This is a genomic window from Sphingomonas aracearum, assembly GCF_003345355.1.
GTDB classification, from domain to species: domain Bacteria; phylum Pseudomonadota; class Alphaproteobacteria; order Sphingomonadales; family Sphingomonadaceae; genus Sphingomonas; species Sphingomonas aracearum.
Genome location: NZ_QQNB01000003.1, coordinates 45,760 through 63,774, shown reverse-complemented (window position 1 = coordinate 63,774; position 18,015 = coordinate 45,760). Strand labels below are relative to the sequence as shown.

Below are 18,015 nucleotides of genomic sequence, written 5' to 3'. Positions count from 1 at the left end.
GTGCCCCCATGAAGCCGCTGATCGGACGCGAGACGCGCCTGTGCATGTCCCTGTCGGCGCGCCCCGGCAATTTCGGCACCCGCTTCCACAACCGGCTTTACGAGGCGACCGGGCTGGACTTCGTCTACAAGAGCTTTTCCACCACCGACCTGCCGGCCGCGATCGGCGGCATCCGGGCGCTGAACGTCCGCGGATGCGCGATCTCCATGCCGTTCAAGGAGGCGGTGATCGCGCTGCTGGACGGGCTGGCGCCCAGCGCGGCGGCGATCGACAGCGTGAACACGATCGTCAACGACGATGGCGTGCTGACCGGGCACAACACGGATTACGGCGCGGTGGTGGATCTCGTCGCCGATCTGGATCGCACGATGCCCTTCGTGCTGCGCGGGTCGGGCGGCATGGCCAGGGCAGTGGCGGCGGCGCTGCACGACAGCGGCTTCGCCAACGGCACGATCGTCGCGCGCAACGAGGAGGCGGGCAGGGCGCTGGCCGACCTGTACGGCTATCGCTGGAGCGCCGAGCCGGGCGAGGCCGCGCCGCTATTGGTCAACGTGACGCCGCTCGGCATGACCGGCGCCGACGAGGCTGCGCTGGCGTTCCCCGGAGAGATGATCGCCCGGTGCGAGGTCGCCTTCGATGTTGTGCAATATCCGCCCGAAACACCATTCCTCCGCGCGGCGGCGGAGGCCGGCAAGCGCCGCATCACCGGAACCGAGGTGGCGACGCTGCAGGCGTTGCAGCAGTTCGTGCTCTATACCGGCGTCACGCCCTCGGCGGCGCAGGTGGAGGAAGCCGCTGCCTTCGCGCGGGCGAATCCCTGATCGGAGGAGCACGGCCGCTGTCAGGCCACCACGTCGCGGTCCACGTCCAGTTCGCGCACCCCGCGCAGGCGCCGCGCCTTGTCCACCAGCCGGCGGATCGCCTCGCGCCGCTCGGGCGCCAGCGGCACGTCGCGCAGCACGAGAACGCCGTCGCCGGTGCGATCGCTGGAGGTGATGGTGATGGTGCCGATGCCCGTCAGCTGGTTGATGAGCGAGAAACGCACCCGCACGTCCTTGATGCGGTACAGCTCGATCTCGTCGATCGACTTGTTGAACAGGCCCTGCCGCACGATCAGCCGCTGATCGGTAAGGTGATAGGCCGAGCTGGTGTTGCGCAGCCAGCGGAGCCCCAGCAGCACGAAGCCGACGCCCACGCCGCACAACAGCAGCGTAAGCCAGCCCGCGAAGCTGCCGAACAGCCACTTGGTGGTGCTGGCGCGAAAGCGGTCGAGCTCGCGCTCGGGCGTGTCGTCGTGGATCATGGCGGGGAGACTATGCCTGCCGCCGATCCTGTCAATGCGCCGCCTGGGCTCCGCGCCGGATGCCGGACGCGGCGAGCTGTTCGTCGATCTGCGCCACCAGCCGTTCCAGAGCCGCCTGGTCCTTCGCCTCTGCGCGCGCCACCAGCACGTCCTGCGTGTTGGAGGCGCGCAGCAGCCACCAGCCGTCGGCGGTGGTGACGCGCGCCCCGTCGATGCGGTTCACGTCGGCGCCCGATCGCTCCAGCCGCTCGAGCACCTCGTCCACCACCGCGAACTTGCGGCTCTCGTCCACCTGAAAGCGCAGCTCGGGCGTGCTCGCCAGCTCGGGCATGTCGTCGCGCAGCTCGGCGAGAGAGCGGCCGGAGACATGCACCGCGCGGATCAGCTGCACCGCGGCATAGGGCGCGTCGTCGAAGCCGTAATAGTCGCCGCCGAAGAACAGGTGGCCGCTCATCTCGCCGGCGAGCGGCGCGCCCAGTTCCTTCATCCTCGTCTTCATCAGGCTGTGCCCGGTCTTCCACATGACGGGGGTGCCGCCGAGCTCGGCGATGCGGTCGAACAGGGCCTGGCTGGCCTTCACGTCGGCGATGATCGCCGCGCCGGGATGCTGCTTCAGCACGGGTGCCGCCAGAATGGACAGAAGCTGATCGCCCCAGATCACGCGGCCCTGGCCGTCGATTGCGCCGATCCGGTCCCCGTCGCCGTCAAAGGCCAGTCCGAAATCGAGGCGCTTCTCCGCGACAAGCCGCTTCAGGTCGGCAAGGTTCGCCTCCTCGGTAGGGTCGGGATGATGGTTGGGGAAATTACCGTCCACATCGGCGAACAGCAGGTGGTGCTCACCCGGCAAGTGCTGAACCAGCTTCTCGATGACCGGGCCGGCGGCGCCGTTGCCCATGTCCCAGCCGATCCGGAAGCTGCCGCCGCCATAGCCGGCCACCAGGCGGCCGACATAGTCATCGGCGATATCGGCATCGGTCACCGCGCCGGCGCCGTCTTCCCAGTCGCCCGCCGCCGCCATCGCGCCCAGCTTCTGGATGTCCTCGCCGAAGAACGGCTGGTGCTGCAGCACCATCTTGAAGCCGTTATACTCGGCGGGATTATGGCTGCCCGTTATCTGGATGCCGCCATCCACTTCCAGCACAACCTCGGCATAATATAGCATCGGGGTGGGCCCCAGGCCGATCCGCACCACGTCCACGCCGCTGGCGGTGAGCCCGCGCACCAGCGCCGCTTCGAGTTCGGGCGAGGACAGGCGCCCGTCGCGCCCCACCGCCACGCGGGTGCCGCCCGCCCGGCGCAGCACGGTGGCGAAGCCGCGGCCGATCGCCTCGGCATCCGCCGTGCCCAGCGTGCTCCCGACGATGCCGCGAATGTCGTACTCGCGCAGCGCGCTCGGATGAAACTGGTGGGTCATGCGGGGCTCCTCGACCGGTTTTCCTCCGGTCGGGCGCCGGAGATCAGCTACGCTCCCGCAACAACACGTCGCGCGCGGCATTGATCCGGCGCGTCAGCCCCGCCGAGCCGCCGCGGTCCGGGTGCACGGCGGACACGAGCCGGCGGTGGGCGGCGCGCACGTCCGCGGCGTCCGCCGTCGGGGACACGCCGAGGATGTCGCACGCCTCCGCCTCGCTGATGCTCTTCGCCTTGGGGCGGGGCCGCAGGAGCAGCCACCAGCCGAGATAAAGGATTCCGGCGATGAGGAGGAGCTTGGCCACCGCCCGGCCGGATCAGGAAGCGGTGGCGAAGAGCGGCATGCCCGGCTCCGGCAGCGCCAGAGCGGACATCATCTCGCGCAATTCCTGCCGCGCGGCGACATGGGAAAGGCCCATCTCGCCGAACTCCTTGGCGTCGAGCATGGTCAGCCCCTTGGGGAACAGCTCGCGGTAGATCACGCGCTCGCCCAGGCCCGGCACGATGCGAAAGCCCACCCGCTTGGCGAGCTGGTCCAGCGCCTCCGACACGCGGCGCATGTTGCGCGCCTCGATATGCTGCACGCGGTTGCGCAGCACCACCCAGTCGATGGTGCCGCCGTCCGCCTTGGCGCGGCGCTTGCGCGATTCCCAGATCAGCTCCGAATAGAAGCTCGGCCGGGCGACCTTGAACGTCTCGGGGTCCACCTGGCCGATCAGGTCGAAATCGACGAAGCTGTCGTTCATCGGCGTGACCAGCGTATCGGCGTTGAGGATCGCGGCGCGGCCGAACGGATCGTCGCGGCCCGGCGTGTCGAAGATCAGGAAGTCGGCGCCGGGCGTCAGCTTTTCCAGCGCGGCGTTGAACACCGCCTCCGTCTCGCCGTCATGCGTTTCGTAGCGCGGCATGGGCAGCTCGCGGCCCGACCGCTTCATCGTCTCGCGGCGATTGTCGAGATACCGGCCCAGCGTGCGCTGGCGATGGTCGAGATCGAGGCAGGAGACGTTGGCGCCCTTGGCGGCCAGCGCGATGGCGACGTGCACCGCCGTCGTGGATTTTCCGGTGCCGCCCTTCTCGTTGGCGAAGACGATGACGTGCGGGTGGCTCATGTTCCGGCTTTAGCCGAGCGCGTTTGCCGGGGCAAACCTTCGCAAACGTCGTGAATGCGCGTTAACCATTTCTTTGCAGCTGCGGTCCCAAGGTGCCTCCTGGGAAAAGGGGGGAACAGGGGTTCCATGCAATGGCAAGCAGTTTCAAGAACGCGCAGTTTCTGATCGACAGCCGCCTCGCCGATGCGGCGCGGGGCAATGTGGACGCCTTGTACGACCTCGGCATGGTCTATTCGAGCGGCGCGGCCGGCATCGACATCGACCTGATCGAAGCGCACAAATGGTTCAACCTGGCCGCCGTCGCCGGCAGCGAGGCGGCGCAGATGTGCCGCGCGGAAATCGCCGAAGACATGACGGCGCGCGAGATCTCCACCGCCCAGAAAGCCGCCCGCACCTGGATCGCGAGCACGCAGGCAAGGGCGGCGTAAGTCCGAGAACCCGCCCGGCCGCCTGTCGCGCAAGAACGCCGGGGCCGCCGCAGAGGTGGACTTGCTCGGAAACCGGGCTACGGGGCGCCATGCGCCCGTTGCGAAGCCATCCACCCTACCTGTTGTACGGCATCGTGGTCGCCGCCTTCGGTTTGGCAGCCTATCTCGTCGGCGTCCTTCTGTTCGTCCCGCGCTACCTGCTGCCATGGCATGCGCAGCTCGACCGGCTTGCCGAGTGGCTGGTCTGGTATAGTGGCGTGCCGCTGGTCCTGGGTCTTGCGCTCTGCCTGCTAGACCTCCTGTACCTCCTTCGCCATCGCAAGCCGGATCACCCGATCCGCGAGGAGGCCCTGCCGCCCAGCCGGGTGACCGTCGCGCTTACGGCCTATGACGACGAAGACAGCATCGCCGAAAGCGTGCGTGATTTCCTGTCCCATCCCGCCGTCGCGAGGGTGATCGTCGTCAGCAACAACAGCAAAGACGCGACATACCCCCTCGCGGCGGAAGCCGGAGCGATCACGTTTGACGAGCTTCAGCCCGGTTATGGGCGGTGTGTCCATCGTTGCCTGTCCGAGGCGGCCGCGTGGGCGGACGCCGATCTGATCATCCTGTGCGAAGGCGATCGCACGTTTCGCGCCTACGATATCGACAAGCTGATCGCCTACGCACGTCATGGCGATATCGTGAACGGAACCAGGATCGTTGAGCCGCTGCGCCAATACCGCACGCAGCTCAGCACATTCATGTATTATGGCAACCTGTTCGTCGCGAAGCTGCTGGAAGCCAAACATCTGGGGCGCGCGACACTCACGGACGTGGGCACGACCTATAAACTGTGCCACCGCGCCGCGCTTCACCGATTGCTGCCGGCGGTCGACCCGGCGATAAATCTGGAATTCAACGCCCATCTGCTGGACACGGCGCTCGCGCTCAACATGGTGGTGGTGGAATGTCCGGTGACGTTCCACCAGCGGGTGGGCATCAGCAAAGGGGGCAACGTGAACGACTGGCGAGGCTTCACGGTGGGGCTGCGGATGATCCGCGGTATCCTGACGGACTGGCGGTGGGCGGCATGAGCGACGCCTATCACGACACCCGCCTGGCCGAGGATCCGAAGCGCGGCGCGGTCTGGCGTGCGCTCTGGCGCTATTTTTTCCGGCACCGGATCGGTGCCGAGGACACCGTGCTGGATCTCGGCGCCGGCTATTGCGACTTCGTGAACGCCGTTCGAGCCAGGCGGCGGATCGCTCTGGACTTGTGGGAAGGGATCACGCGCCACGCAGCGCCCGGCGTGGAGACGATCGTCGGAACGGCGGGCGACCTGGCTGCCTTGCCCGCGAAGTCGGTCGATTACGCATTCGCCTCGAACCTGGTGGAGCATCTCAGCCAGGCGGAATTCGTCACCATGCTGGAGGCGCTGGCTCGCGTGCTTTCCGACCGGGGCAGCTTCACCATGCTCCAGCCCAATTACCGGTACGCCTACAAGGAATATTTCGACGACTACACCCATGTGGCGGTCTATTCCCACATCTCGCTGGCCGATCTGCTCGCCTCCTGCGGCTGGCAGGTGGTGGAGGTGCGCAAGAGGTTCCTGCCGCTGACGGTGAAGTCGCGGCTGCCGAGCTGGGGCTTCCTGATCGCCGCCTATCTTGCCAGTCCCGTCAAGCCGATGGGCAAGCAGATGCTGTTGGTCGCGCAACCGCGGCGCAGCTGATGGGCTCGTTTCTGACGCGGTTCGGCTTCGTGCCCATCGGGCGCGGCTATGTCGTGGTGCTGGCGCTCGCGGCCGCCTTTCCTGCCATCATGCTGGTGCGCTGGTTCGTGGGCGCCATCCCGCTCGCTTATGGCCTGGACTATAACGAAGGCATCGTCTGGCAGCAGATGGCCGACATTGTCGCCGGCAAGGCTTATGGGCCGATCGATCGCTTTCCCGCCATCGTCTACCATTACCCGCCCGCCTATCACCTTCTCACCGCGGCGGTGGCCGCCACCGGCATTGATGCCCTGGCCGCGGGCCGACTGGTGTCCCTCTGCTCCACCCTGGGCTCGGCGATCCTTGTCGGCGCCTTGAGCCATCGTCTGGTCCGCCGCGAGGCGACGGTGACCATCGCCCGTCTCGCGACGGGTGCGAGCGTGTTCTGCTTTCTGGGCTGCGCCGGGGTTCAGGACTGGGCGCCCCTGATGCGGGTCGATCCCGCCGCCTGCTTCTTTGCGCTGCTGGGCCTGTGGCTGGCGGTGCAGGCGGGGGAGCGCCCGCGGCTGATCTACCTTGCCGCGGCGAGCTTCGTGGTTTCCGTGTTCTGCAAGCAGAATTCGGTGGTCACCGCCGCTGCCGCCTTCCTTGTTCTCGGCCTGTACCGACCCGGTACCGCCCTGCGGGGCATGGCAACCTGCCTCCTCCTCGGGGGCGGCGCGCTGGTCTCGCTCGTTCTGCTTTTCGACAGCACGGTGCTGAACCATCTCGTTCTCTACAACATCAACCGCTTCGACTTCTCCCGGCTCCTGCCGAACCTGGTAGAGGCCACCCGGGCGAACGACCGTCCGCTGATCGCTCTGGGACTTGCCGGCACGCTGTGCTGCATGGCGCCCGGATCGAGGGCGGGGGCGGAGCCGGTTCCTCGCGACCTGACCCGGCCGATGGTTCTCGCTTTTGCGGGGCTGGCGACGCTTTCGCTTGTCACCACGGCCAAGTACGGATCGAGCAGCGCCTATTACATGCAATGGGAGGCTGCCCTGGCGATCCTGTCCGGCAGTGCCGTGACCGTGCTGCTACGCGGGGCCGAGCAGGCGCGGCTTCGTCGCCCCGTGCTGGCGGCGCTGTTCGCGGCAGTGCCCCTGCTGCTGACGCTTGCCGTTGCGCTCCGGATGGGTCCCGATCACCTGCGCCTGCTGCGTCGCTCGCAAGCGCAAGGCGAGCGGCTGGCGGCACTCGTCCGCCCCCTCGATGAGCCGATCCTGTCCAACGACATGGTGCTCCTGCTGCGTACGGGACATCGTGTCGTGTGGGAGCCTGCGATCTTCCGGGAGCTGGCCTTTGCCGGACTTTGGGACGAACGCACGCTGGTGAAGCGGATCCGCGATGGCCATATCGCCGCCGTGTTGTCCGATGGGGACCGCGGCTACAAATGGTTCGACGAGCAGTTCAGCCCGGCGATCGCCGACGCCATGGACGCGACCTTGCCGCGCAAGGAGCATGTGGGCAACTACGTGCTGCACCTGCCCCCTGCGCGGGGATCGCGGCCTTAGGTTGTTATTCAGCCGCTGCCGTCGCCTTCTTCTTCGCCGGAGCTTTCTTCGCGCCCGTCTTGGCCGGCGCCTTCTTCGCGGCCGCTTTCTTCGGCGCGGCCTTCTTCTTGCCCTTGGCCGGTGCGGCGGCGGCGCGCGCGTCGATCAGTTGCGCGGCTTCCTCCAGCGTCAGCTGGTCCGGCGTGATCGACTTGGGCAGCGTGGCGTTGGTTTCGCCATCGGTGACGTACGGGCCGTAGCGGCCCTCCATCAGCTTGATCTCGGCCTCCGTGCGCGGGTGCTTGCCCAGTTCCTTGAGCGGCGCGCGGGCAGCACCCCGCTGGGGCCGGCCGCCGCCGGCCGCAGCCTCGGCGAGCTTTACGACCGCCGCGTTCATGCCCGTCTCGAACACGTCGGCGGTGGACTGGAGCCGCGCATATTTGCCGTCATGCGCGAGATACGGGCCATAGCGGCCGATCGAGGCGGTGATCGGGTTGCCCGTCTCCGGATGCATGCCCACGGTGCGCGGCAGGCTGAGCAGCTTCAGCGCCATTTCCAGGTCCAGCTCGAGCACGTCCTTGGGGATGGAGGCGCGCTTGGCTTCCTTGCCTTCGCCGAGCTGGATGTACGGCCCGAAGCGCCCGGTCTTGCGCTCCACCGGCAGGCCGGTCTCGGGATCGTTGCCCAGGCTCTCGTCCTGCGCCGCCTCGCCGTCGCTGCCGGGCTGGCCGAAGCGGCGGGTGAACTTGCAGTCGGGATAATTGGAGCAGGCGACGAACGCGCCGAACTTGCCGCCGCGCAGCGCCAGCCGCCCGTCCCCGCATTGCGGGCACAGCCGCGGGTCCGAATCGTCCGCTTTTTTCGGAAACAGGTACGGCTCCAGGAAGGTGTCGAGCTGCTCGGTCACCTCGCTCGGCTTGTAGTCCATCACCTCCGACGTGCGCGGCTTGAAGTCGCGCCAGAACGCCTCCAGCACCGCCTGCCATTCGGCGCGGCCGCCGGAGACGTCGTCCAGCTCCTCCTCCAGCTCGGCGGTGAAATCGTAGCCGACATATTTCTCGAAGAAGCGCTCCAGGAACGCCGTCACCAGCCGTCCGCTTTCCTCGGCGAAGAAGCGGTTCTTCTCCACGCGCACATAGGCGCGGTCCTTCAGCGTCTTGATGATCGAGGCGTAGGTGGAAGGCCGGCCGATGCCCAGCTCCTCCAGCCGCTTGACCAGCGAGGCTTCGGAAAAGCGCGGCGGCGGCTGGGTGAAATGCTGTTCGGCGTCGACCGACTTCTTCGCCGGCGCATCGCCTTCGCGCAGGCGCGGGAGGCGCTTGGCGTCCTCGTCCGCGCTGTCGTCCTGCCCTTCCTCGTAGAGCGCGAGATAGCCGGGGAACAGTACCACCTGGCCGGTGGCCCGGAGAACCTGCTGCCCCGTACCATCGGCCAGGTCGATCGTGGTGCGCTCCATCCGCGCAGACGCCATCTGGCTGGCGAGCGCCCGCTTCCAGATCAGGTCGTACAGCCGCGCATGGTCGCCGCCGCCGACGCGGTCCTTGGAAAAGTCGGTCGGGCGGATCGCCTCGTGCGCTTCCTGCGCGTTCTTGGCCTTGGTCTGGTACTGGCGCGGCTTGTCCGGCACGTAGCCGCCGTCATAGCGATCGGCGATCGCGGCCCGCGCGGCCGAGATGGCGCTGCCGTCCATCTGCACGCCGTCGGTCCGCATGTAGGTGATCGCGCCGTCCTCGTAGAGGCCCTGCGCGACGCGCATGGTGTGGTCGGCCGAGAAGCCGAGCTTGCGCGCCGCCTCCTGCTGCAGGGTCGACGTGGTGAAGGGGGGCGGCGGGTTGCGGGTTGCGGGCTTGGTCTCGACCGAGGAGACGCTGAACCGGCCGTCCTCCACCGCCTTCTTGGCCGCCAGCGCGTCGCCTTCGTTGCCGATCGAAAGGCGATCGAGCTTCCTGCCCTGCCATTGCACCAGCCGTGCGGTGAACAGCGTACCGTCCTGCTCCATCTGCGCGGTGACGGACCAATATTCCTGCGCGACGAAGCTCTCGATCTCGCGTTCGCGCTCCACGATCAGGCGCAGCGCCACCGACTGCACGCGGCCCGCCGACTTGGCGCCCGGCAGCTTGCGCCACAGCACCGGCGACAGGGTGAAGCCGACGAGATAATCGAGCGCCCGACGCGCCCGGTAGGCGTCGATCAGGTCGGTATCCAGCTCGCGCGGCGCCTTCATGGCGGCCAGGATCGCCGGCTTGGTGATGGCGTTGAACGTCACCCGCTCGACCTGCTTGGGCAGCGCCTTGCGGTTCTTCAGCACCTCCTGCACGTGCCAGCTGATCGCCTCGCCCTCGCGATCCGGGTCGGTGGCCAGGATCAGGCGGTCGGCCTTTTTCGCCTCGTCGGCGATCGCCTTCAGCTGCTTGGCCTTGTCCGCATAATTCTCCCATTCCATCGCGAAGCCCTCGTCGGGGTTCACGCTGCCGTCCTTGGCCGGCAGGTCGCGGACATGGCCGTAGGAGGCGAGCACGCGATAATCGCCGCCCAGATATTTCTCGATGGTCTTCGCCTTGGCGGGCGATTCGACGATGACAAGCTGCATGGCTGGGCTAAGCGGTCCCTATACGTGTACGCGCGAGGATGGGGGGTCCGGCCAGATGGCGTCAAGCGGCGGCGAAGTCGAGGGGAACGAGGTCCACAGCCACGAAGAAGCGATGCTGGAGCGGCTGACCTTCTTCTCCGACGCGGTGTTCGCCATCGCCATGACGCTGCTGGTGATCGAGATTCGCGTGCCGCACCTGCACGAATTGAGCGACCGGCACCTGGGGCAGGCGCTGCTCAACCTCCTGCCGAACTATGCCGGCTTCCTGTCCAGCTTTTTCGTGATCGGACGGTTCTGGGTGGGGCACCATACCCTGTTCGGCATGCTGCGCGCCGCCGATTCGCGGCTGGTTTGGAGCAACCTGTTCCTCCTGGCGACGGTGGCGTTCATGCCGTTCCCGACGGCGATCTTCTCCGAATATCTCCAGCTGCGCGTCGGCGTCGGGCTCTATACCTTCTGGCTGACGCTGATCGGCGTGGTGAACCTGGTGCTGACACGCGCGGCGCTCGACAATCCGCGGCTGGTGCGCCCCGATCTCGATCCGGCGCAGCGCCGCGCGCGCCGGCGCGGCGCCTGGATCGCGATCTGGATCGGCGCGATCTCCTTTGCGGCCGGCATGGTGAGCCCGCTGCTGTCGCTGGCCGGGCTGGCGATCGGGAGCCCCGTGGTCAGCCGGATCGTGCGGGGCCGGGAAGGTCGCCGCTAAACCGACGACCTCCCCCGCGGTGGCTCTCAGCTCTTCTTGCGGGCGCGCTTGGGAGCAGCGGCTGCCTCGACGTCCTCTTCCTCGTCCGCTTCTTCCTCACCGGCTTCGGTCAGGGCCTCGCCCAGCGCCTTCAGCTTTTCCTGCTGCTTGTCGGACTTGTCGGCGATCTTGGTCGTCGCCGCGCCCAAACGGTGCAGCAGCGCGTGCACGCGATCCGCGTCCGGCTCGTCCTTTTCCAGCTGCTTGCGCAAGGACGCCAGGTCGCGAAGGATGCCCTTGGCGCCGCTCACCTCGACATCGGCGAGCGCGGCTTCCCAATCCTCGATCATGTCGGCGCCCTTGGCGGGCTTCGTCTGGTCAAGCCCGCGATTGATCGCGTTCATCGTTCCTGCGAACTTCACGGCCATCTGAATGTCCTCGTGCGGAAATCGCCCGCTGCAAACGAGACAGTGCAAAGATGTGTCCGGCCCGCTGCCAGACTCTTTCAGCAGGCCAACAGCCGGCGGTACAGCGCCAGATACTCGTCGGCCATCCGCTCCACGCTGAACCGCTCCGCCACCGCGCGGCGGCAGGCGGCGCGATCGATCTCTCCCGCGCGCTCGATCGCCGCCAGCGCCTCCTCCGGCGTGTCGACCAGGAATCCGGTCACGCCATGGTCGATCAGCTCGGGCATGGAGCCGCGGCGGGTCGCGATCACCGGCGTGCCGCAGGCCATGGCCTCGATCACCGACAGGCCGAACGGCTCGTCGAAGTTGATGAGGTGGAGGAGCGCCCGCGCGCCGCCCAGCGCCCGGACCCGCGCCTCGCCGCCGACCGCGCCGTGGTAGCGGATGGTCACCCCGTCATTCGCCGGCACCACCTCGCGCTCGTAATAGCCGGCATCCTGCACCACGCCGTAGAGGTCGAGCGCGCGGCCCGAGGCACGCGCGGCAGCGATCGACTCGGCCGCCCCCTTGTCCGGGTGGATGCGGCCGAAAAAGAGGAGGTCGTCGCTGCCGAGGGGATCGAAGGCGAAATCGCCCAGCGGGATGCCGTGGTGGATGGTCGCGGCGTAGCGCAGGCTCGGGTGCCGATCCGCGTTCGAGATCGCGACGAAATGCACCCGGTCCTGGAACGGCGCATACATCGGCAGGATGCGTTCCGAACCGAAGCCGTGGATCGTCGTCACCACCGGCGTTTCGACCAGCGGCGCAAAGGCATGGGCAGGGAAGTCCGCCTGGTTGTGGATCAGGTCGAACTCGGCCGCGCGGGCGAAGACGTGGGAAAGATGGCGATATTCCCAGACCTTGGCATCGATCGACGGGTCCTCCGAATAGGGCGCCGGCACCACGCCGTCGAGCGTGCCGGCCGTTTCGCTGTCCAGCGTCGCGAACAGGGTGACGTCCACGCCGCGCGCGACCAGCGCTTCCGTCAGCAGGCTCGTCACCAGCTCCCACGGCCCGTAATGCCGCGGCGGCGTGCGCCAGCTGATCGGCGCAAGCATGGCGATCTTCATGCGTCGAGTCCCATCTTCCCCGTCATTTCCGCGCAGGCGGGAATCCAGAAACGCCGCGTTGGCATTTCACTCATGGCGCTTTGCGGTTCTGGATCCCCGCCTGCGCGGGGATGACGACTGGGCGGAGGATGATCCCTTCATTGGCATACAGCATGCCGGGCTCCGGTTGGCCATCGAGCGTCGATGCAAGCACATCGCCCTGCCACGGGATAGTTGTGGCATGGTCCGTCAGGTTGAGCAGAATGTGAAGCACCTCGTCCCCACGACGCCGCGCATAAGCGAGTACGCCGGCGGGGGCGTCAAGCAACGTAAAGCTCCCCTCGTTCAGCGCCGGCGTGGCGCGGTGCAGCGCCAGCAGGCGTCGGTAAAGCGACAACATCGAGCCTTCGTCCGCACCTTGCGCGGCGACGTTGCGGGTGGGCCAGTCGTCGTTGAGCGGCAGCCAGGGGTCGCCGGTGGTGAAGCCGGCGTTCGGCGACGCATCCCACGGCATCGGCGTGCGCGATCGGTCGCGGCCGATGTTCAGCGTCGGCTGGCGGAAATGTTGCGGGTCGCGCATCCGTTCGGGCGGGATGGTGACCTCGCCGATCCCGAGCTCGTCGCCCTGGTAGAGCGTGGGCGTGCCCCGCAATGTCAGCAGCAGCATGGCCGCAACCCGCGCCTGCGCCTCGCCGATCCGCGCGGCGATGCGCGGCGCGTCATGGCTGCCGATCACCCAGTTCGGCCAGCCATGGCCGGGCAGGCTCGCCTCATAATCCACGATCAGCTGACCGAGCCTCTCCGCGTGCCACGCGTTCTCGATCAGCTGGAAGTTGAAGGGCAGGTGCACCTGTGGCCGTTTGGGCGTGCCGTACCAGCGCTGGTGCCGCTCGTTGGGCAGGAAGATTTCGCCGATCAGCACGCGCGCGCCGTACGAGTCCGCCAGCGCGCGCATTTCGGCGGAGATGGCATGCGCCTCGGGCTGGTCGGTGGAATGGAGCTGGAGCACACGGTCGCGCTCGGTGCGGTCGGGCGTCCAGTCCGGATTGGCCGGGTTGTCGGGCAGGTCCGCATGCTTGACGATGTGCCACAGCACGTCGATGCGGAATCCGTCCACGCCGCGCTCCAGCCAGAAGCGCAGAACGTCGAGCATCGCCGCCTTCACCTCCGGGTTGCGCCAGTTCAGGTCGGGCTGTTCCTTCAGGAAGGCGTGCAGGTAATATTGCCCGGTCGCCTCGTCCCACTCCCAGGCCGAGCCGCCGAAATCGCTGATCCAGTTGTTGGGCGGGCCGCCATCGGGTGCGGGATCGCGCCAGATGTACCAGTCGCGCTTCGGGTTGCTGCGCGAGGAGCGGCTTTCGACGAACCAGCGGTGCCGGTCGGACGAATGGTTGGGCACGAAATCGAGGATCAGCTTCAGCCCGCGCGCATGAACCGCGGCCAGCAGGCGATCGAAGTCGGCGAGCGTGCCGAACATCGGCTCAATCCCGACATAATCGGCCACGTCATACCCGAAATCGGCCATGGGCGAAGGGAAGATCGGCGACAGCCAGATCGCCTCCACGCCCAGTGCGGCGACATAGTCGAGCCGCCGCTCGATCCCCGGCAGGTCGCCGATCCCGTCGCCGTCCGAGTCCTGAAAGGAGCGCGGATAGATCTGGTAGATCGTGCCGGTTTCCCACCAGGGGCGTTGCTGATCGGTCGTGGCCATCCGTTCTCCGCCTCTTTCCGTTCGTCCTGAGTAGGGGCTGGGCGCAGCGAAGACACGTATCGAAGGACACACCCGCCAAAAATTCTTCGATACGTCAGTTCGCCTGCGCTCAGCGACGATCCCGGACAAACGGAGTGGGGCCAATCACCCCCAGACCAACGAAACGCGCGCACCGGCATGGCGCTCCAGCCGGCCGGCGAGTTCCAGCTCCAGCAGCACCGTCTGCACCACCGCGGGCGCCAGCCCCGACTGGCGGATCAGCTCATCGGTGAACACCGGCACCGGGCCGAGCAGGCCGGTGATGGCGCGGCGTTCCGCGTCGCTGGCATCCTCCGGCGGCGGCGCGCCGTAACGGCTGGCGGGCGCACGCAACGCGGCGCGCGCGTCGATCGGGCGCACCTGTTCCAGGATGTCGGCGGCGGACTGGACCAGCGTCGCGCCCTCGCGGATCAGCCCGTTGCACCCTTGCGCGCGCGGATCGAGCGGCGAGCCGGGCACCGCCATCACCTCGCGCCCGGCCTCGCCCGCCAGCCGCGCGGTGATGAGCGAGCCGGACCTGGGCGCTGCCTCCACCACCACCGTGCCGAGCGCCAGCCCGGCGATGATGCGGTTGCGGTGCGGAAAGTGTCGCGCGCGCGGCTCGGTGCCCGGCGGCATCTCGGCGACGAGCAGGCCTTCGCCGGCGACGCGCTCCTGCAGGGCGGCGTTTTCCGGCGGGTAGACCACGTCGATGCCGCCGGCGATCACCGCGATGGTCCCGCCGGCGCTGCCCAGCGCGCCTTCGTGCGCCGCCGAGTCGACGCCGCGGGCGAGCCCGGAAACGACCGCAGCGCCCTCCTGCCCCAGTCCGTGCGACAGCTGCCGGGCAAAGCGGCAGGCGGCCGCCGAGGCGTTGCGCGCGCCCACCATCGCCACGCCGACATGGTCGAACAGCTCGATCCGCCCGCGCACCGTCATCGCCGCCGGCGCGTTTTCCAGCTCGGCCAGCAGCGGCGGATAGTCCGGATCGAACAGGAACAGATGGCGCGCGCCGAGCTTTGCCACCGCCGCCAGCTCGCGCTCGGCGAGCGTGGCGGGCGCCACCTCCGGCGGCTTGCCGCCGCCGCGCGCCGCGAGCATCGGCAAGGCCTCGATCGCCGCGTCTGCCGATCCGAAGCGGGCGAGCAATTGGCGAAAGGAGATCGGGCCGATCTTGGGCGTGCGGATCAGGCGCAGTTTCGCGACCGCCCCGCCGGCCGGCATCGTGTCAGGCACGCCTGGCGCCGCCGATCCTGGGCTCCGTTCCGGACAGCAGCCGGTCGATATTCTCGCGATGCTTCCACAACACGAGCAGCGCCAGCGCGATGAACAGCGGCACGATCTCGAACCGGTCGAACAACGCCGCGCTGACCGGAGCGGATACCGCCGCCGTCATTCCCGCGACGGAGGAGATGCGCAAGGTCGCCAGCAGGCCAAGCCACACCGCGGCGAAGACGAGGCCGCACGGCCAGTGCAGCACCAGCGCGATGCCCATCAGGGTGGCCACGCCCTTGCCGCCGCGAAAGCGGAGCCACACCGGATAGAGGTGCCCGAAAAACGCCGCCGCCGCCGCCAGCGGGCCGGTGCCCGGCCACAGCGCCTCGGCGATCAGCACCGCGGCCGCGCCCTTGCCGCCATCGAGCAGCAGGGTGGCCGCCGCCAGCCCCTTGCGCCCGGTGCGCAGCACGTTGGTGGCGCCGATATTGCCCGAGCCGATCTGCCGCAGGTCGCCCGCCCCGCCGATCCGCGTCAGCAGCACGCCGAACGGGATCGAGCCGAGCAGATAGCCCAGCAACAGCGCGCTCGCCGGCGCCAGCCAGAGGATTTCGGTCGTCAAGGTTCTCCCCGTTCGACCTTGGTATAAGCCGCTCGGCAGCGCGCGCCAACAACCTCGCGCAACCTTGTGCGGAAACGGACCTGATCGCTACAGCGCAGCCTGCATGGCAGACCAGCGTCCCGTCCTGTTCTTCGATTCCGGTGTGGGCGGGCTTTCCGTGCTGGCGCCCGCGCGGGCGCTGCTGCCGCGCATGCCGATCCTGTATGTCGCCGATTCGGCGGGTTTCCCTTATGGCACGCGGAGCGAGGCGGAGATCGCGGCGCGGGTGCCGGCGCTGCTCGGCCGGCTGGCGGAACGCTACCGGCCGCGGCTGATCGTGATCGCGTGCAACACCGCGTCCACCATCGCGCTGCCGGCGGTGCGCGCCGCATTGGACGTGGGCGTCGTCGGCACGGTGCCCGCGATCAAGCCGGCGGCGGAAGCGAGCGCCACCCGCGTGATCGGCGTGCTCGGCACCGAAGCAACGGTGCGCCAGCCCTATGTGGACGACCTCACACGCCGCTTCGCCGCCGACTGCACCGTGCTGCGCCATGGCTCGGCGGAACTGGTCGCGCTGGCGGAGGCGCGCCTGCGCGGCGAGGAAGCGCCCCCCGCCCGCTTTGCCGCGATCCTGGCCGGCCTGTTCGACCAGCCGGGCGGGGCGGCGATCGACACGATCGTCAATGCCTGCACCCATTTCCCGCTGGTGGAGGCGGAACTCGCCGCCGCCGCGCCGCAATCCGTCCGCTTCGTCGATGGCGGGCCCGGCATCGCCCGGCGAATCGCGCACCTCACGCAAGGCACCGAGTGGCCGGAAGCGGCGCCCCCCGGGGTCGCCGTGTTCACCGGCGCGGCCGACCGGCGGCTCGCCCCCGCGCTCGCCCGGTACGGGCTCGCGTCGATCGAGACGCTGTAGCCTTCCCCTGGGACATTCTGTCCGGGTGGCAATGGCTTCGCCCTTCCGCTATGGGCCGTGCCCATGAACGGCACGACGGCCCCGGGAGTCGATTACTCCCGTATCTTCACCCAGGCGATCGACCGGCTGCATGCCGAGGGACGCTACCGGGTGTTCATCGACATCCTGCGCAACAAGGGCATGTTCCCCAATGCGCGCTGCTTTGCCGGGCATAACGGGCCCAAGCCGATCACCGTGTGGTGCTCCAACGACTATCTCGCCATGGGCCAGCACCCCAAGGTGATCGCCGCCATGGAAGAGGCGCTGCACGATGTCGGCGCCGGGAGCGGCGGCACGCGCAACATCGGCGGCAACACCCATTACCATGTCGATCTCGAAGGCGAGCTTGCCGACCTGCACGGCAAGGAAGGCGCGCTGCTGTTCACGTCCGGCTACGTCTCCAACGAGGCGACGCTGTCCACGCTGGCCAAGGTGCTGCCGGGCTGCGTGATCTTTTCCGACGAGCTGAACCACGCGAGCATGATCGCCGGCATCCGCAATTCCGGCTGCGAAAAGCGGGTGTTCCGCCACAACGACCTGGCGCACCTCGAGGAACTGCTCGCCGCCGAGGCGCCGGACACGCCCAAGCTGATCGCGTTCGAAAGCGTCTATTCGATGGATGGCGACGTCGCGCCGATCCACGCCATCTGCGACCTGGCCGACCGCTACAGCGCGCTGACCTATCTCGACGAGGTGCATGCGGTGGGCATGTACGGCGCGCGCGGCGGCGGCATTTCGGAGCGGGACGAGGCGGCGCATCGCCTGACGATCATCGAGGGAACGCTGGGCAAGGCGTTCGGCGTGATGGGGGGCTATATCGCCGCCGACCGCCAGATCATCGACGTGATCCGCTCCTATGCGCCCGGCTTCATCTTCACGACCAGCCTGTCGCCGGTGCTGGTCGCCGGCGTGCTGGCGAGCGTGCGGCACCTCAAGTCCTCGTCGGTCGAGCGGGACGGCCAGCAGGCCTCGGCGGCGCGGCTGAAGGCGATGTTCGCGGACGCCGGCCTGCCGGTGATGGATACCACCACCCACATCGTGCCGCTGATGGTCGGCGATCCGGTCAAGGCCAAGAAGATCAGCGACGTGCTGCTCGCCCAATACGGCGTGTACGTGCAGCCGATCAACTACCCCACCGTGCCGCGCGGCACCGAGCGGCTGCGCTTCACGCCGGGGCCCGCCCATGACGAGGCGATGATGCGCGAGCTGACCGACGCGCTGGTGGAGATCTGGAGCCGGCTGGAACTGCGCCAGGCCGCATAGGGCCAGC

At 68.3% G+C, this 18,015-nt stretch carries 18 protein-coding genes; 8 read left to right on the top strand and 10 right to left on the bottom strand.

From position 1 onward, the window contains the following. The first annotated feature begins 8 nt into the window (after positions 1-8). Positions 9-821 (top strand): shikimate 5-dehydrogenase, encoded by an 813-nt coding sequence (locus tag DVW87_RS13200; protein WP_114688295.1) that lies wholly within the window; start codon positions 9-11, stop codon positions 819-821. A gap of 20 nt (positions 822-841) precedes the next feature. Here the strand turns inward: DVW87_RS13200 and DVW87_RS13195 are convergent, their stop codons facing one another. Genes DVW87_RS13195 through DVW87_RS13180 form a run of 4 tightly spaced genes read right to left on the bottom strand, consistent with a single transcriptional unit; the run spans position 842 to position 3,822 of the window. Continuing rightward, positions 842-1,303, bottom strand: coding sequence for a PH domain-containing protein (locus DVW87_RS13195; protein ID WP_114688294.1), 462 nt, complete (start codon positions 1,301-1,303; stop codon positions 842-844). Between the two features lie 31 nt (positions 1,304-1,334). Next, a complete protein-coding gene (gene pgmG / locus DVW87_RS13190; RefSeq protein ID WP_114688293.1) occupies positions 1,335-2,717 on the bottom strand; it encodes a phosphoglucomutase/phosphomannomutase PgmG in 1,383 nt (460 codons plus the stop codon). Positions 2,718-2,760: 43 nt separating this feature from the next. Then, on the bottom strand, positions 2,761-3,018 hold the full coding sequence (locus tag DVW87_RS13185) for a DnaJ domain-containing protein (RefSeq protein ID WP_114688292.1): 258 nt from the start codon (positions 3,016-3,018) through the stop codon (positions 2,761-2,763). Positions 3,019-3,030: 12 nt separating this feature from the next. After that, the gene (locus tag DVW87_RS13180; RefSeq protein WP_114688291.1) at positions 3,031-3,822 is read right to left on the bottom strand and encodes a division plane positioning ATPase MipZ; all 792 of its coding nucleotides are present in this window, start codon (positions 3,820-3,822) and stop codon (positions 3,031-3,033) included. A 131-nt stretch (positions 3,823-3,953) separates the two neighbouring features. Here DVW87_RS13180 and DVW87_RS13175 point away from each other — a divergent pair, with 131 nt between their 5' ends. The 4 genes from DVW87_RS13175 (at position 3,954) to DVW87_RS13160 (ending at position 7,496) form a co-directional block, all read left to right on the top strand. Further along, entirely contained in the window at positions 3,954-4,250 is a 297-nt protein-coding gene (locus DVW87_RS13175; protein WP_114688290.1) for a hypothetical protein, read from the top strand. A gap of 134 nt (positions 4,251-4,384) precedes the next feature. Further along, positions 4,385-5,326 carry a glycosyltransferase gene (locus DVW87_RS13170; protein ID WP_239017910.1) on the top strand — a complete coding sequence of 314 codons (942 nt, stop codon included), beginning with the start codon at positions 4,385-4,387 and terminating at the stop codon, positions 5,324-5,326. Beyond that, positions 5,323-5,964 (top strand): methyltransferase domain-containing protein, encoded by a 642-nt coding sequence (locus tag DVW87_RS13165; protein ID WP_114688739.1) that lies wholly within the window; start codon positions 5,323-5,325, stop codon positions 5,962-5,964. The genes DVW87_RS13170 and DVW87_RS13165 overlap by 4 nt, the downstream gene beginning before the upstream one ends. Then, positions 5,964-7,496 carry a hypothetical protein gene (locus tag DVW87_RS13160; RefSeq protein ID WP_114688288.1) on the top strand — a complete coding sequence of 511 codons (1,533 nt, stop codon included), beginning with the start codon at positions 5,964-5,966 and terminating at the stop codon, positions 7,494-7,496. Before DVW87_RS13165 ends, DVW87_RS13160 begins: the two co-directional genes overlap by 1 nt. A 4-nt stretch (positions 7,497-7,500) precedes the next feature. On the opposite strand, the gene topA is transcribed toward DVW87_RS13160, so the two are convergent. Beyond that, entirely contained in the window at positions 7,501-10,065 is a 2,565-nt protein-coding gene (gene topA, locus DVW87_RS13155; RefSeq protein WP_114688287.1) for a type I DNA topoisomerase, read from the bottom strand. A 55-nt stretch (positions 10,066-10,120) separates the two neighbouring features. On the opposite strand from topA, the gene DVW87_RS13150 reads away from it, so the two are divergent. Continuing rightward, on the top strand, positions 10,121-10,771 hold the full coding sequence (locus DVW87_RS13150; RefSeq protein ID WP_239017909.1) for a TMEM175 family protein: 651 nt from the start codon (positions 10,121-10,123) through the stop codon (positions 10,769-10,771). Positions 10,772-10,797: 26 nt separating this feature from the next. Here DVW87_RS13150 and DVW87_RS13145 read toward each other — a convergent pair whose 3' ends face one another. From DVW87_RS13145 to plsY, 5 genes are all read right to left on the bottom strand, one after another. Continuing rightward, positions 10,798-11,178 carry a hypothetical protein gene (locus tag DVW87_RS13145; RefSeq protein WP_239017908.1) on the bottom strand — a complete coding sequence of 127 codons (381 nt, stop codon included), beginning with the start codon at positions 11,176-11,178 and terminating at the stop codon, positions 10,798-10,800. Between the two features lie 77 nt (positions 11,179-11,255). Continuing rightward, a complete protein-coding gene (locus DVW87_RS13140; protein ID WP_114688286.1) occupies positions 11,256-12,266 on the bottom strand; it encodes a glycosyltransferase family 4 protein in 1,011 nt (336 codons plus the stop codon). Positions 12,267-12,336: 70 nt separating this feature from the next. Continuing rightward, positions 12,337-13,956: an alpha-amylase family glycosyl hydrolase gene (locus tag DVW87_RS13135; protein ID WP_114688285.1), complete on the bottom strand. Its 1,620-nt coding sequence runs from the start codon at positions 13,954-13,956 to the stop codon at positions 12,337-12,339. Between the two features lie 144 nt (positions 13,957-14,100). Next, positions 14,101-15,198: a DNA-processing protein DprA gene (gene dprA / locus DVW87_RS13130; RefSeq protein WP_114688284.1), complete on the bottom strand. Its 1,098-nt coding sequence runs from the start codon at positions 15,196-15,198 to the stop codon at positions 14,101-14,103. Between the two features lie 4 nt (positions 15,199-15,202). Next, positions 15,203-15,811, bottom strand: coding sequence for a glycerol-3-phosphate 1-O-acyltransferase PlsY (gene plsY / locus DVW87_RS13125; protein ID WP_114688283.1), 609 nt, complete (start codon positions 15,809-15,811; stop codon positions 15,203-15,205). Positions 15,812-15,914: 103 nt separating this feature from the next. Between plsY and murI the strand changes: the two genes are divergently transcribed. Both murI and hemA read left to right on the top strand, forming a co-directional pair. Next, positions 15,915-16,706: a glutamate racemase gene (gene murI, locus DVW87_RS13120; RefSeq protein ID WP_114688282.1), complete on the top strand. Its 792-nt coding sequence runs from the start codon at positions 15,915-15,917 to the stop codon at positions 16,704-16,706. Positions 16,707-16,769: 63 nt separating this feature from the next. Then, complete coding sequence (gene hemA, locus DVW87_RS13115; RefSeq protein WP_114688281.1) at positions 16,770-18,008, top strand: 5-aminolevulinate synthase; 1,239 nt, start codon at positions 16,770-16,772, stop codon at positions 18,006-18,008. Positions 18,009-18,015 lie beyond the last annotated feature (7 nt).